Origin of the sequence: Pseudomonas sp. A0308 (assembly GCF_044218815.1) — a bacterium.
GTDB lineage: Bacteria > Pseudomonadota > Gammaproteobacteria > Pseudomonadales > Pseudomonadaceae > Aquipseudomonas > Aquipseudomonas iridis.
The window spans coordinates 6,360,559-6,376,042 of the sequence record NZ_CP162581.1 but is presented as its reverse complement, the minus strand read 5'-3'; the positions used below and the strand labels follow the sequence as shown (position 1 = coordinate 6,376,042).

At 56.8% G+C, this 15,484-nt stretch carries 12 protein-coding genes; 7 read left to right on the top strand and 5 right to left on the bottom strand.

Going from position 1 to position 15,484, the window contains the following annotated elements; all coding sequences use genetic code 11:
- Positions 1–177: 177 nt before the first annotated feature.
- From AB4P92_RS29550 to AB4P92_RS29540, 3 genes are all read left to right on the top strand, one after another.
- On the top strand, positions 178–1,233 hold the full coding sequence (locus AB4P92_RS29550; protein WP_395598656.1) for a tetratricopeptide repeat protein: 1,056 nt from the start codon (positions 178–180) through the stop codon (positions 1,231–1,233).
- Positions 1,234–1,390: 157 nt separating this feature from the next.
- On the top strand, positions 1,391–2,890 hold the full coding sequence (locus tag AB4P92_RS29545; protein ID WP_115148120.1) for an ATPase domain-containing protein: 1,500 nt from the start codon (positions 1,391–1,393) through the stop codon (positions 2,888–2,890).
- On the top strand, positions 2,887–4,557 hold the full coding sequence (locus tag AB4P92_RS29540; protein ID WP_395598655.1) for an ATP-binding protein: 1,671 nt from the start codon (positions 2,887–2,889) through the stop codon (positions 4,555–4,557). Before AB4P92_RS29545 ends, AB4P92_RS29540 begins: the two co-directional genes overlap by 4 nt.
- Positions 4,558–4,663: 106 nt before the next feature.
- Here the strand turns inward: AB4P92_RS29540 and AB4P92_RS29535 are convergent, their stop codons facing one another.
- From AB4P92_RS29535 to AB4P92_RS29515, 5 genes are read right to left on the bottom strand one after another with little or no spacing between them, the layout of a single operon-like run.
- Positions 4,664–5,041 carry a response regulator gene (locus tag AB4P92_RS29535; RefSeq protein WP_042559284.1) on the bottom strand — a complete coding sequence of 126 codons (378 nt, stop codon included), beginning with the start codon at positions 5,039–5,041 and terminating at the stop codon, positions 4,664–4,666.
- 44 nt (positions 5,042–5,085) lie between these two features.
- Complete coding sequence (locus tag AB4P92_RS29530) at positions 5,086–6,300, bottom strand: hybrid sensor histidine kinase/response regulator (protein WP_042559285.1); 1,215 nt, start codon at positions 6,298–6,300, stop codon at positions 5,086–5,088.
- A complete protein-coding gene (locus AB4P92_RS29525; protein WP_395598654.1) occupies positions 6,294–6,887 on the bottom strand; it encodes a chemotaxis protein CheB in 594 nt (197 codons plus the stop codon). Before AB4P92_RS29525 ends, AB4P92_RS29530 begins: the two co-directional genes overlap by 7 nt.
- The gene (locus tag AB4P92_RS29520) at positions 6,884–7,717 is read right to left on the bottom strand and encodes a protein-glutamate O-methyltransferase CheR (protein ID WP_042559287.1); all 834 of its coding nucleotides are present in this window, start codon (positions 7,715–7,717) and stop codon (positions 6,884–6,886) included. The genes AB4P92_RS29525 and AB4P92_RS29520 overlap by 4 nt, the downstream gene beginning before the upstream one ends.
- A complete protein-coding gene (locus AB4P92_RS29515) occupies positions 7,717–11,220 on the bottom strand; it encodes a response regulator (protein ID WP_395598653.1) in 3,504 nt (1,167 codons plus the stop codon). Before AB4P92_RS29515 ends, AB4P92_RS29520 begins: the two co-directional genes overlap by 1 nt.
- A 263-nt stretch (positions 11,221–11,483) precedes the next feature.
- On the opposite strand from AB4P92_RS29515, the gene AB4P92_RS29510 reads away from it, so the two are divergent.
- From AB4P92_RS29510 to AB4P92_RS29495, 4 genes are all read left to right on the top strand, one after another.
- Positions 11,484–11,855: a response regulator gene (locus AB4P92_RS29510; RefSeq protein WP_042559289.1), complete on the top strand. Its 372-nt coding sequence runs from the start codon at positions 11,484–11,486 to the stop codon at positions 11,853–11,855.
- 153 nt (positions 11,856–12,008) lie between these two features.
- Positions 12,009–13,316: a glycosyltransferase gene (locus AB4P92_RS29505; RefSeq protein ID WP_042559290.1), complete on the top strand. Its 1,308-nt coding sequence runs from the start codon at positions 12,009–12,011 to the stop codon at positions 13,314–13,316.
- Between the two features lie 113 nt (positions 13,317–13,429).
- Positions 13,430–14,326 carry a phospholipase gene (locus tag AB4P92_RS29500; protein ID WP_395598652.1) on the top strand — a complete coding sequence of 299 codons (897 nt, stop codon included), beginning with the start codon at positions 13,430–13,432 and terminating at the stop codon, positions 14,324–14,326.
- An 87-nt stretch (positions 14,327–14,413) separates the two neighbouring features.
- The gene (locus tag AB4P92_RS29495) at positions 14,414–15,319 is read left to right on the top strand and encodes an AraC family transcriptional regulator (RefSeq protein ID WP_150591942.1); all 906 of its coding nucleotides are present in this window, start codon (positions 14,414–14,416) and stop codon (positions 15,317–15,319) included.
- The last annotated feature ends 165 nt before the right edge of the window (positions 15,320–15,484 follow it).

Genomic DNA, 15,484 nt, shown 5'->3' with positions numbered 1-15,484 from the left:
CGGGGCTTTTTTATGCCCGCAATTGCAGTAGAGGCCAAAGTTGCTCCGCCATTTGAAATGCGTTCCGCAGCTCCTAGAGGGGATTGCGTCACGATTCGCATGCTCGGGTTTGACTCACGGCTCGAGCTGACCGAAGCTTGCCGCTCTGCTCAAGTACGTCTGTTTTCGGAAACCCGCATGCCTCAGTCTCGCCGCTATCTGCTTATCTGCCTTGGCCTCGTGCTTATTGTCGTCGTGGCGTGGCTAGCCCTGCGCAGCACCACGCCGGTGATTCCGGACGCGATCAAGCACGGCTACAGCGAAGCGCTGGGCGCAGCCCGAACCGGTGAACCGGGGGCGGCGCGTCAGCTGTATCAGCAATTGGGCCGGCCGGATCTGTCGGTCAAGCGCCGCGTCTGGCTGCACGGCGAACTGCCCAATTACCCGAGCCCACAGGCGCTGAAACTGGCCGACGCGGACCTGCAGCACGAAGCACCCGAGGTGCGGGTGTCAGCGATCAAAAGTGTGGTTGGACTCGTGCCGGGTGGGCAACGCAGTCTGTTGCTCGGACCGATGCTTGATGATGAGGAACCGACTGTTCGGTTTGCCGCGATCAACGCCCTGCTCGGCCTGACCCCGGATGAACTCGGGCTGTATTTTGCGCCGTTACAGCAGGCTATCGACGGCTGGGAGCAAGCACTCAAGGATCAACCGCCGAGCGCCGCCTCTTATGCGCAACTGGCGCGCCTGCATCTACATAACGCCGAGCTCAAAGAGGCACAGCAAGCATTGGAGAATGCGCTGCGCCTGGACCCCGGCAACCTGCCGGCGCTGGTGATGCAGATCGATGTGCTCGACCGCCAGGGGCAGGCCGACGCCGCGCGACAGTTGCTCGCGCAAAAGCTTCAAGCCCAGCCTGACTCCGCCTATCTGCAACATGCCCTGGGGCTGTGGTTGCTGCACCATGGTCAGCGCGAATACGCCCTGCTCGGTCTGTCCAAAGCGGTGGAGCTGGAGCCGGACAACAAAGATTACCGCTACGACCTCGCCACCACTCTTCACAGCGCAGAAGAACTGGAAGCGGCGCAAAAGCAACTGCAGGAAATCGTCCAGCGCCATCCGGCCGATCGCAAGGCGCGGGTGCTGCTGATCAACTACTGGAAAGAAAGCGGGCAATTGCAGAATGTGCAGATACTGCTCGCCCAGCTTGAACAGTTGAACCCCGACGATCCGGCAATACAGCAAGGCCTCTGAAATTGTCCTGCGGTAAGGGGGAAAATCCGCTCGCCACAGGAAATTTCCAGCCTTCATGAAAGAAAAAGCGGAACTGCCATCACGGCTACAGGTCAAGTAAACAGGCAGTCCACCCTAGACGGCTGCCTCGCTTCCCCTAGTCATGAGAGGGCATTTTTTGTCTACATCAAACGAGTTGATCAGTGAAAAAGCCGCCACCGGAGTCGAGGGCCTGGATGACATCCTCGCCGGTGGCTTGTCTCGCGGTCATGTATTTTTGCTGGAGGGTGAGCCCGGCACCGGCAAAACCACGGTCGCTTTGCATTTTCTGATGGCCGGCGCGAAAGCCGGTGAACGCTCGTTGTACATCACGCTCTCGGAAACCGAGCGTGAATTGCGCCAAGGTGCGCTGTCCCACGGCTGGGACCTCGATGAAAACATCAACATCTTCGAGCTGACGCCCCCGGAAAGCCTGCTTAATGCAGAGCACCAGCAGAGTTTGCTGTACTCCTCCGATCTGGAATTGGGCGAAGCCACCAAGCAGATATTCGAAGCGGTCGAACGCTTCAAACCGACCCGCGTGGTACTCGACAGCCTGTCGGAGATCCGTCTGCTCGCACAAAGCTCCTTGCGCTACCGCCGACAGATTCTGGCAATCAAGCACTACTTCGTGCGTTACAACGCGACGGTTCTGCTGCTCGACGACTTGACCACCGAGTCTCTCGACAAAACCGTGCACAGCGTGGCCCATGGTGTGATTCGCCTGGAAGAAATCACCCCCAACTATGGCGCCGAGCGTCGCCGAGTGCGGATAGTGAAGTACCGTGGCCAAAAGTACCGCGGCGGTTATCACGACTTCACCATCATGGGCGATGGCGTGCATGTGTTCCCACGACTGGTCGCAGCCGAACATCGCGGCGACTACCCGCGCCTGCAATTGACCAGCGGTATCAAAGAGCTGGACGCGTTGCTCGGTGGCGGCATCGAGACGGGATCAAGCACGTTGATCTTGGGCCCGGCGGGTACGGGCAAATCGCTGATCTCGATGATCTTCGCCGCCGCTGCTGTGGCACGCGGGGAAAAAGCGGCATTGTTCATTTTTGACGAAGAGTTGGAACTGCTTTTCGAGCGGATGAAGAACATCGGTATCGATCTCAAGGCCCTGCGCGCCACCGGCAACCTGCTGATCGAACAAGTGGATGCCGCCGAGCTGTCTCCGGGTGAGTTCTCCCATCGCGTACGTCGCTGCGTTGACGAAGGCCAGATCAAAACCGTGGTGATCGACAGCATCAACGGCTATCAGGCAGCGATGCCTGAAGAAAAGGCCTTGGTGCTGCACATGCACGAATTGCTGCTGTATCTGAACCGCAAAGGGGCGGCGACATTTATGACAGTCGCCCAGCATGGTCTGGTCGGCGACATGCAGGCACCCGTCGACATTACCTATCTGGCTGACACGGTGATTCTGTTGCGCTACTTCGAAGCCATCGGCAAGGTGCGCCGCGCCATTTCCATCATCAAAAAGCGCACCGGCAGCCACGAATCGACGATTCGCGAATACCTTATTTCGTCGAATGGCATGATCATTGGCGAACCGCTGGAGGCCTTTCAGGGTGTACTGCGTGGCGTCCCGACTTACCTCGGTGAGAGAAAACCGCTGTTGCAGGAACGCATATGACTGTCTCAGTGCCGCTCGCCGAACGGGCGCTGATTCTGGCGCCCATGGGTCGCGACAGCCAAATTGCGCTGATGATCCTCAACGAGGCCGGGTATCACGGCCTGATCACACCGAATCTCGCCGAACTGTGTGCGCAACTGGAAATCGGTGCCGGACTGGTGCTGATCGCTGCCGAAGCGTTGCGCGGCCCGGAACTGGAAACGCTGTTTGTGTACCTGGAAGAGCAGCCAGCATGGTCGGATTTACCGACCATTTTGCTCACTCATCACGGCGGACAGGAACAGGGCCCCTCCTCTCGACTCAGCGATCAGTTAGGCAACGTTACGTTCCTTGAGCGGCCGTTCCATCCAGCCACTCTGATCAGCCTGGTGTCTGCCGCACTCCGCGGCCGGCGACGACAGTACGAAGCCCGCGACCGTCTGATCGATCTGAGTGAAAGCGAACGACGCCTGCAATCGACACTGGAAACCCTCGAACAGCAAGTCGAAGAACGCACCGCGCAACTGCGGCACAACGAAGAAGCATTGCGTCAGTCGCAAAAAATGGAAGCAGTCGGTCAGCTCACCGGTGGTATCGCTCACGACTTCAACAACATGCTCACCGGCGTTATCGGCAGCCTTGAATTGATTCGTCGGCGTCTGGCCCGAGGGCGCACAGAAGACCTCGACAGCTTGATTGACCTGGGCGTGACCTCGGCCAATCGGGCTGCCAGCCTGACTCATCGCCTGCTGGCCTTTTCCCGTCGGCAATCGCTCGATTCCAAAGCCGTGCAGATGAATAGTCTGGTGCTGTCGATGGGCGAGCTGCTGCAGCGCAGTCTCAACGAAAGCATTCAACTGGAAATGCGGCTCGACGAAAAACTCTGGATAGCCGAGGCGGACCCCAATCAACTGGAAAGCGCCCTGCTCAACCTGGTCATCAATGCCCGCGATGCCATGCCCGAGGGCGGCAAACTGGTGGTCGAGACCAGCAATCAGGTCCTGCATCGTGAGTTCACCGTGGCTTACCCCAATCTTGAGCCCGGCGATTATGTGATGTTAAGCGTCACCGACAACGGCAGCGGCATGCCACAAAGTGTGATCAGTCGCGCGTTCGATCCATTTTTTACCACCAAGCCGATCGGCCAGGGCACAGGCTTGGGTCTGTCGATGATTTACGGCTTCAGCAAGCAGTCGCGCGGCCATGTGTCGATCGACAGCGAAGTCGATCAGGGCACGACCGTCAGACTTTACCTGCCGCGCTACCGTGGCGAAGAACTTGAGCAACCCGTGTCCGACATCCAGCAATCGCCGAATGCAATAGATGGCGAAACCGTGCTGATCGTCGAAGACGACCCGGCCGTACGCGTGCTGGTCAGCGCGGTGCTCAGTGAGTTGGGGTATGCGTTTCTGGAAGCTGGAGATGCCGACGGCGCAATGCCGATTCTCAACTCGACGCAGCGCATCGATCTGTTGATCAGCGACGTCGGTTTGCCGGGGATGAATGGTCGTCAGTTGGCTGAGATTGGCCGGCAATACCGGCCGGATCTGAAGATTCTGTTCATCACCGGATACGCCGAGCATGCGGCGGTGCGCGGTGGTTTCCTGGATTCGGGAATGCAGATGATCACCAAGCCGTTCACCTTTGATCTGTTGACCGCCAAGGTGCGAGAGATGATCAAAAGCTGAAGCCTCAAAAAAGCGGTAAGGGCTGCCGAAGACTGCGATCTTTTGATTTTGAAACAAAGTCAAAAGATCGCAGCCTGCGGCAGCTCCTAAATGAGGGCTATCGCGATCAGGCCAGCATCTCCTGAATCTTTTCCTGCAACACGTCCAGATCAAACGGCTTTTCCAGAATCGGCGCCTTGAGCGTGATCGGGCTACCGGTCTCGCGGATTTCCTGCGGATAACCGCTGATGAAAATCACCTTGAGATCGGGTCGCAGTTTCACGGCGGGCTCGGCGATCTGCACGCCGGAGATGCCGCCGGGTAAACGGAAGTCGGTGATCAACATGTCCAGATGTGGCTTGCTCGCGAGGATTTCGAACGCCTGCTCGCCGTTTTCGGCCTGCAAGACACGATAGCCCTGCCCCGACAGATAATCCGTCAAAACCATCAAGATAACCGGTTCGTCCTCGACGACGAGTACTACATCTTGTGCATCTACGCTCATGGGAAGCCTATGTTCGGTCAATAGCTGCTGATACGACCGTGCGGTCACTCAGAGGTTGCGTCGGATTTGCCGTTTTCCTCGATCGGCAGACAAACGCGAAACAGGGCGCCCTCGTTGATTTGACTCTCGACGACGATGGAACCGCCATGGGCGGCGACGATCTGCTCGGAAATGAACAGACCCAACCCGAGACCGGCCACTACCGTCTTGGCGGAAACCCGTTCGAACTGTTGAAAAATACGTTTCTGATTCTCGGAGCTGATGCCGATCCCGTGGTCCTGAACCTCAACCCGAGCTTCGTTGCCCTGGCGATAGACGCGCACCTGAATCGGGCTCCTGCCACCGTAACGCAAGGCGTTGGTCAGCAGATTGGAAATCACCTGCTCGATGCGGAACTCATCCCAGCAACCTTTTACCGGCACGTCAGCCTCGAAGGTGACGGTGGTTTCCGCCGCTTCGATTTGCGCAGCAAAATTTTGCAGCAGATTGCTCACCAACTGCACAAGGTCAAAGGAATTCGGCCGGATCGACAGCTTGCCGGTACGGATCCGCGAAACGTCGAGCATGTCCTCGATCAAACGGATCAGGCTTTTGATCTGCCGCTCATCGCGATCGACCATGGCGTGCATCTTGTCGAGGGTGAACGCCGCAGCGTTGTCCCGCGCCAGGTGCATCTTGCGCAATTGGGTTTCAAGTATCAGGCCATTGAGTGGTGTACGCACTTCGTGGGCGACGATTGACATGAAGTCATCGCGCATCCGCACTGCTTGCTCAAGCTCCGACTGGGTGCTCTGTAATTGCTGCAGCAGCGCTTCCTGCTCCCGCCGGGCCTGTTCCAGCGCTTCGACCTGTTGCTTCATGGCCTTGCTCTGGCGATATAGATCGACGAATACGTTGACCTTGCTTTTCACCGCGTGGATGTCCAGCGGCTTGTGCAGGAAGTCCACCGCACCGCTCTCGTAGCCCTTGAACGCATAGTTCAGTTCGCGGCCGGCGGCGCTGACGAAAACGATCGGAATGTTCTTGGTTTTCTCGGTGCCGCGCATCAGCTCGGCCAGTTCGAAGCCGTTCATGCCGGGCATCTGCACGTCGAGAATGGCCATGGCAAACTCGTGTTGCAGCAGCAGCGACAACGCTTCGTCAGCCGACAACGCCTTATAGACGGTGCGGTCTTCGCGTTTGATCAGCGCTTCGAGAGCCAACAGGTTCTCGGGCAGATCGTCGACGATCAGCAGTTTTGCCTGAATATTACTCAGCATGCGATTTGTTCCAGCTCGACTAGCAGACGGCCGATGCCGTGAATGGGTAAGACATGATCCGGCTGCTGAATCTTCAGCGCTGCCAGAGGCATGGTGGCGACCTGAGCGTCGCTGGGCTCCTGCACAATGGTCAGCCCGCCGCAGCGTTTGACCTGCGCCAGCCCGCGCGCGCCATCCTGATTGGCGCCGGTCAGCAACACCGCGGCCAATTTGGGTCCGTAGACATCGGCAGCAGACTCGAACAGATAGTCAATTGATGGCCGCGAATGATGAAGGCGGTCCTCAAGGCTCAAGGACAAACTGCGATCCTGCTCCACCGACACGTGATAACCGGGCGTGGCGAAATACACCGTGCCGGCCTGAATATCCTGCTTGTCCGTGGCCTCTTCGACCGGCAGCAGCAGACGTCGGGCGAACACTTCAGCCAAGTGGCTGCGACGCTCTTCCGGCAAGTGCAGCACGATGATGATCGGCAGCACAAAACCCTGGCGCAACGGGCCAAGCAGTTTCATCAATGCCTCGACGCCGCCAGCAGAAGCACCGACCACAATAGCCTCGATTCGAGGCAAATCCACAGTGTCGTTCATTTTTTGCGGTAGATCCGTTCTTGCTTTACCAGCGGCTCGAACTGGTTCGCATAGCTGGAAAAATCCAGCGTCTCCTTGCTGCCCAGTACAAGAAAACCGCGATGACAAAGCGATTCATGGAACAGCCCGAACGCTCTGTCCTGAAGCTTCTTGTTGAAGTAGATCAGCACATTGCGGCAAGAAATCAATTGAGTTTCGGAGAACACACTGTCAGTGGCCAGGCTGTGATCGGCGAACGTCACGTTTTCGCACAGGCTCTTGTCGAAAATCGCGTAACCATAAGCCGCCGTGTAGTAGTCGGCAAATGAACACTGGCCACCGGCCTGCTGATAATTGGCGGTGTAGGCCCGGACATTTTCCATCGAGAAAATACCCTGCTTGGCCTTGTCCAGCGAACGCGGGTTGATGTCGGTCGCATAGATGATCGTGCGATCGAGCAGGCCCTCTTCGCGCAGCAGAATCGCCATCGAATAGACCTCCTCCCCGGTGCTGCACCCGGCAATCCAGATCTTGATCGACGGATAGGTGCGCAGCAGCGGCACCACCTCATTGCGAATGGCGAGGAAGTGCGACGGATCACGAAACATCTCGCTGACCGGAATCGTCAGCAATTGCAGCAACTGCATGAACGCTGTCGGGTCATGCAGGACTTTCTCCTGTAACGCAGAGATGGTCGCGCACTCGAACTGGCTCAATGCGTGCTGCACCCGACGCTTGATCGAAGCGCCGGAGTAATCGCGAAAATCGTAGCTGTACTTGAGGTAGATAGCCTCAATCAACAGCCGCAATTCGATTTCACTGTTTCGCTCTAATGAGTGATTGCCGTCCACTAAATGCGTTCCATCTTCGGTAACCACACACGAATCAGCGAGAACAGACGATCCAGGTCGATAGGCTTGGCCAGATAATCGTTGGCGCCCGCTTGCAGGCAGCGCTCCTGATCGTCCTTCATGGCCTTGGCCGTCACCGCAATAATGGGCAGTTTGCGCCAGCGTGGATCCTTGCGGATCTCAATGGTGGCTTCGAAACCATCCATTTCCGGCATCATCACGTCCATCAGCACCAGATCGATGTCCTCGACTTCATTGAGTTTTTCAATCGCCTCACGACCGTTCCGGCCGATCACCACGACTGCGCCTTTGGTCTCCAGCGCGCTGGTCAGGGCGAAGATGTTGCGTACATCGTCGTCCACCAGCAGCACTTTGCGACCCTCGAAGACCTTGTCGCGGCTGCGCGCGGTCTTGAGCATCTTCTGCCGTTCATGGGACAACTGTGATTCGACTTTGTGCAGAAAGAGTGTGACCTCATCGAGCAAGCGTTCCGGTGAACGCGCGCCCTTGATGATGATCGAGCGCGAATACTTGCGCAGCTCGGCCTCTTCGTCGCGGGTCAGGTTGCGCCCGGTGTAGACAATCACCGGAGGGAACGAACAGATGTCTTCGGTGGACATGCGCTTGAGCAACTCGTTGCCGAGCATGTCCGGCAGCTTCAGGTCGATAACCATGCAATCAAAGATCGTCGTGCGCAGCAGATCCAGAGCCTCTTGAGCAAGGCCCACGGCGGTGATTTCGATGTCTTCATCGCCAATCAGCCGCGCAATGCTTTCGCGCTGCAGATCATCGTCCTCGACCAGCAGCACACGTTTTACCTTTTGCGTCAGTTTGGCTTCGAGACGGGCAAACACGTCCTTGAGCTCTTCGCGGGTGGTCGGCTTGACCGCGTAACCGATGGCGCCCATGTGCATGGCCGCTTCGACGCGATCCTCGACCGAGATCACGTGGACCGGGATGTGACGGGTTTCGGCGCGCTCTTTCAAACGCTGCAGCACGGTCAGACCGGAGTGGTCTGGCAGGCGCATATCGAGCAGGATCGCATCCGGCAAGAAATCCCGCGCCAGATCGTAGCCTTCGTCCGCCCCATGGGCGACCAGGCACTGATAACCCAGCTCATGCGCAAGGTCGTAAAGGATGTGAGCGAAATTCGGCTCGTCTTCGACCACCAGAATGCAGCGGGTGGCAAACGGCCCCTTGTCACGATCATCGGCAAAGCGCGGGATGTTGACCGGTGCGAGCGATTTAACAGGCACCGCTGGCACCGCTGGTGCGGCAACGTGCGTCACTGCCGCGGGCGGAGTAAAGCTCAGCGGCGCGAACGGCGTATCGCCCGGCTCGCTGTACTGCAACGGCAATACCAGGGTGAACACACTGCCCTGCCCCGGCGTGCTGCTGACACTGATAGAACCGCCGAGCAACATTGCCAGGTCCCGGGAAATCGACAACCCCAGCCCGGTGCCGCCGTACTTGCGATTGGTGGTGCCATCGGCCTGACGGAAGGCTTCGAAGATGCTTTCCTGCTGATCCGTGGCAATGCCGATCCCCGAATCCTGAACGATGAAGGCAATGCGCTCATCGGGCTGACTGGCAATCGTCAGGCTGACCGAGCCTTGCTCGGTGAACTTGATGGCGTTGGACAGCAGATTTTTGATCACTTGTTCCAGGCGCTGGCGGTCAGTGAACATCATTGTCGGGGCGCCGGGTTGCACTTCGACACGGAACGCCAGCTTCTTATCCGCCGCGATCGGTTCAAAGACACCCCGTAAACCGTCCGCCAGCCGCGCGACGTGGGTGTTTTCCGGCAGGACTTCCAGCTTGCCCGCCTCGACCTTGGAGATGTCGAGGATATCGTTGATCAAGTTGAGCAGATCGTTGCCGGCAGAATAGATCGACTCGGCAAACTTGACCTGCTCGGGACTGAGGTTGTCCTGCGGGTTTTCCGCGAGCAGCTTGGCGAGGATCAGCGAACTGTTCAGCGGCGTGCGCAGTTCGTGAGACATGTTGGCGAGGAACTCGGACTTGTATTTGCTCGAACGCTGCAACTCTTCGGCACGCTCTTCGAGTTGCACCTGAGCTTGATTCAGCTCGGTGTTTTTCAAGTCCATGGCGTCGCGTTGTTCTGCAAGTGTCTGGGCCTGTTCAGCCAGTTGCTCGTTGGTCTGCTCAAGCTCCACTTGCTGGGTTTCCAGATGCGCCTGGGACTCCTTGAGAATCCGCGACTGCTCTTCCAGCTCTTCGTTGGCGGTTTTCAGCTCTTCTTGCTGCACCTGCAACTCTTCGTTGAGTTGCTGGGTTTCGGCCAACACTTCCTGCAGGCGCTGGCGATAACGGGCCGCCTCGATAGAGGTGCCGATATTGCTGGCGATCAGCTCAAGCAACTCGATGTCGCGGTCATTGAGCGGACGCAGGAAACCCAGCTCGATCACGCCGTTGACCCGATCGTCGTCGCTGGTCGGCACCACCAGCACACTGTGCGGCAGACCTTCGCCAAGACCGGAACTGACCTTGAAGTAATCGAATGGCACCGAATCCAGCCGAACCAGACGCGCCTGCTGCACCACTTGGCCGACAATGCCTTCAGCACTGTGAATCGCCTGCCCGTGTTCTTCCTGTTCCCGCGAGAAGCCATAAGTGGCGACCCGCTTCAGGTCACCGTGTTCTTCGCGTACATAAAGAGCAGCCACCGCGCTGCCGAGATATTGGGCGCAGAACTGCAGAATGTTGCGTCCCAACAGATTCAGTGTCAGCTGCCCCAGCACTTGCTCGGCCAGTTCGGTCTGGCCGTTGCGCAGCCAGGCCTGGCGCTCCAGGCGTTCGGCGCTGGCTTGCTGTGCGGCCAATGTGGCGCCGTAATTTTGTGACAGATTGACCAGATCACGCCGACCAATGTAGGCCAGCAACCCGCTGATACCCGCGACAAACAGCAGATAAGAGGTGATGCTCCAGATCGTAGTGCGGCGCACCTCTTCATTGCGCGAGGCGCGCAACTGCTGCTCCATGTCGATCACATCTTCGAACTGCTTGCGAATCTCGTCCGTCAGGCGCTTGCCGCGTCCGGCCTTTACCGCGCCACGGTAATCACCGCTGCTGCGCTGTAAATCGATCATCGATTGCGCGTAGGTCGCCCATTCGGCCTGTAACGCTTGCAGGCGGCGCAAACGATCGGTTTGCACCGGATTGTCGGCTGTCAGCTCAAGCAACGTATTGAGCGCTACGGCGATTCGCGGCCTGGCTGTTTCGTATGGGTCGAGGAAGTGCTCATCGCCGCTTAACAGGTAACCGCGCATGCCGGTTTCCAGATCCACGGTCAGTTTCACCGCTTCGTTGGCGTTATTGATCACGCGGTCAGTGTGTTCAACCCACTGGATGACCGACAGCAGATAAGTGATCAGCGACACGAAGAACACCGCACTGAGCAGACCGACGCCCAACGGCAGACCGACGTTGCGACTCAGGAGTTTGCGAAAGCGTTGCTCATCAACCGAAGACGGAGAGGACATGGGGCAGCCTTGTCGAACTGTTGAAAACCCGAGAGTTTGCCCCAAAACACCGGCGTGGATCCATTTTTCTGACGACTTTGGCAGTAAATTCCTACATTTGCCTGCGCCTGGGTGCGTGCCAGCAGTTATCCTTGCACGCCTCGCAGCTGCTAATCTTTTTTGTATCAAAACGGGAACTTGTGGCTATGCGCCACTTACTCATGCAAGAGCCCGGTATTTTTGATCGGCCGGCGCGCCCCAACCCTACCCTTGAGAGCTTAATTATGTCCGCCACCCTTTCCACCATCCTTGTAGTCGAAGACGATGCCATCGTGCGCATGCTGATCGTCGATGTCCTCGAGGAACTGGACTACAAAGTGTTGGAGGCTGACGGTAGCGAACAGGCGCTGGAAATTCTCGTGGATACAACCAGGCACATTGATCTGATGATGACGGATGTCGGTTTGCCCGGTATGGATGGCCGCGAACTGGCCCTGGAAGCGCGTAAAATGCGTCCCGAATTGCCAATCCTGTTTGCCAGTGGTTACGCCGAAAGTATCGATGTGCCAGATGGCATGCACGTTATCGGCAAACCATTTTCGATTGACGAACTACGCGACAAGGTGAAGGGAATTCTGGAAACTCAAGGCACTTGATCATGTAGTCCCTGGTACGACCGGATTCCCGGAAGCGCCGTACACTCTACGCCTCGAGGCCCCTCCCAGCGGATATCGACAAACCGGACACTGTCCGGTTTGTGTTTTAATTCGCGCTGTTTTTTCCCCACCGTATGTTTAGGAATTCGCGTTATGAGTCAGCCTGCAACCAAAGTTCTCGTCATTGGTTATGTCTGGCCCGAACCCCGTTCCTCCGCTGCCAGCGGGCACGTGATGCAGATTCTCGAGACGTTCCTGGCCCAAGGCTGGGACATCACTTTCAGCAGCCCGGCGGGGCCCGGTGAGCACAAGGCCGATTTGTCTGCACTGGGGATCCGCGAAGTGCCGATCGAACTCAATAACAGCAGCTTCGATACCTTCATTAGAGACCTGGCGCCCGACATTGTGTTGTTCGACCAGTTCATGATGGAAGAACAGTTCGGCTGGCGGGTTGAAAAGCATTGTCCAGACGCCCTGCGTGTTCTGGAAACATCCGACCTGCAAAGTTTGCGACATGCCCGCCATCAACGTCAGAAGGATCGTTTGAAAATCAACGACGATCAGGATGACTTCAGCGATTTGTTCGCCCCGGCATTGCGCGAAGAGTTTGAGTTGATGGCCGATACCGACCTGGCCAAGCGTGAAATCGCTGCGCTGTATCGCTGTGACTTGAACTTGATGATTTCCGAGGTCGAGATAGATCTGCTGGTGTCACAGTTCGGGCTGCCGCGACAACTATTGCACTGGTGCCCGTTGATGATCGAGTCGCCGACAGCAGCATTTCGCCCGTTCGAGGAACGCGCGCATTTTCTGAGCATCGGTAATTTTCGCCACGCGCCTAACTGGGATGCCGTGCTTTGGATGAAGACCACGATCTGGCCGCTGATCCGCCAGCAACTGCCGCAGGCGCAACTGCATATCTATGGTGCGTACACCCCGCCCAAAGCCACTGCGCTGCATAATGCGGCGCAAGGGTTTCACATCATGAACTGGGCTGAAGATGCTTTGCAGGTTATGTCGGCAGCGCGAGTCTGTCTGGCCCCCCTGCGTTTCGGTGCCGGCATCAAGGGCAAACTGGTTGACGCCATGCTCTGCGGAACACCTAGCGTGACCACGCCAATCGGCGCCGAAGGCATGCACGGGGATCTCCCTTGGCCCGGCGCGGTCACACAAACGGCAAGCGACTTCGCGAACAATGCCGTTCAACTTTATACCGATGAGGTACGCTGGCAATCGAGCCAACTTGCAGGAACAGTATTGCTCAATGAGCGTTACCCTATTTCAGTTCATGGCCCGGCATTGATAAAAAAACTGATCAATTACCAACTAAACCTGAAACAACTCAGGGCCAGTAACTTTATCGGAAACATGCTGCGCCACCACTCCCACAAAAGCACTCAGTACATGGCACAGTGGATTGAGGCAAAGAATCGTAACATTGCGCCAGACAGCGACACTTAAGATCCGATAACACACAACTCGAACAACATCATCATTAGTCAAATCTCTGTCATTCGTTATATACATCCTGCGCAGCTAACTTAAACAACTTAACAAGCCAGCAGGATGTAACCATGACACCGATTAGTTTTAAATATTTCCCCGCTCACGAGTGGATGAGAGCGACCCCTGAATGCGACAATCTATCGCTTAAAGAAATGACATTGCCCGGTACGCACAATGCGGGCTGCGACCTGGAGGCCTCTTACTCCAGTGTATTCACGCGTAATTGGTTCGCTTGTCAGGACGTGCCCTTCTACAGCCAGCTAAATCGCGGCGCCCGGGCGCTTGATGTACGCCTGATCTATAACGCCAAAGCGAGCGGACTTGAGAAATTTCGTTTCGTACATAACGGAGCCCGGTCTTCGCGCACACTGGCTGATCTTATTCGCGACATTAAAGCTTTTCTCGAACGAAGCTTTAACGAGTTCATCATTCTGGACTTTCACAAACTCGAACATGGTGACGAAAGGTTCGACTTCGGCTACTTCAGCGACATGATGAAGGAGCACCTTGGAGAACACATCATACCGACAGAAAACATGAACCTGACACTGGCACAATTAAAGGCAATCAGCCGGCCTCAGCGAGTCCTGGTCACCGCGCCTTATAACAGCAGTCTTGATAGAAAAATCTTCGCATCTGAAACCCCGCATCGATGGGCCGGCAGCGACGCTTCAAAGATTTTTGAAGATACTTTCTCTCACTCGCGTTTAAAACTTTATATCACTGAAGTTCTGGCCAATCCTCCCGGGCAACGGGCGCCGTGGTCGCTGTCGGCTGCCGTCTATGACGCGGGTGGCCCAGTCAGAATGCTGAAAGACCTCGACGAATGGTTCGACCCGGCAAAAAGTGATTGGGCGGAAAAATGCAGCATCATCAACTTCGACTTTATTAAAAGCTCCAAGATCGTCTATTTCTGTTATCTGGCAAATCTCAAGAAGGCGAGCAAAAAGGCTCTTCAGGGTTGATCAGCCAGCCTATTGAGGTATCGGGCTGGCACCCTGCGCCCTGAAAGAGGCATGATCGCCAGGCGATAACAAAAAAAGCGCCCAGCCATGACCCGCACCGCACGCGTGACCGACCCCTCTTACGAGTTGATGGATGACCACAATGGGCTGTCCATCATCTACCGCCAGCATGGTTTTCCCTGCCCATTGGTGCGTTGGCATTTTCACAAGGAATACGAGCTGCACCTGATCGTTGCCAGTTCGGGCAAGGTGTTCATCGGTGACTACATCGGCAACTTCTATCCGGAATCGCTATTTCTCACCGGGCCCAATCTGCCGCACAACTGGATCAGCCAGGTGGCCGAAGACGAAATCGTCGAAAAGCGCGACATGCTGGTCAATTTCACTGATGAGTTGTTCGAGAGCGGCCACCAGGTGTTCGCCGAATTGAAGACGCTTGCGCCATTGTTGGAGCGTGCTCAGTACGGCATCGAGTTCCGCTGCAAACGCACGATTCGCCAGGCCATGACGTTGATGCAAAGAATCGCCGACAGCAGCGGCATCACTCGGCTTGGGCACTTTTTCATCCTCATGGAGTTGCTCGCGGCCAGCGATGATTTCCAGTTATTGTCCGGCGCCACCACGCCGCAACTGGCGGACGAGCACAATATCGATCGCACCAACCGCGCGGTCGATTACATCTTCAGCCACTACGCCCGGGACATTTCGCTCGAAGAAGTCGCCGAGCATCTGGGCATGACACCGACCTACTTCAGCCGCGTATTCAAACAGGCGACCGGGCGCACCTTCATCGAGTTCGTCAATCGCTTGCGCATCAGCAAATCCTGCGAGCTGTTGGCCGATGGGGATAAACCGGTGACAGATGTGTGCTTCGAGTCGGGATTCAACAATATTTCCAACTTCAATCGGCGCTTTCAGCAGCTCAAGGGCATGACGCCTTCGCATTATCGACGCTTGGCGGTGCAGCGCCTGACTGAGCAAAACCACAGCTGAAAGCAGGATCAAAAGATCGCAGCCTTCGGCAGCTCCTACACCGGTCTTCTGTAGGAGCTGCCGAAGGCTGCGATCTTTTGAACTTGGCTATTAATCTCTGTAAACCTGTACATATCCGATGTCCTCCCCACGCTGCAATCCCCTTCCCTGCGTTTACCCCGTCAA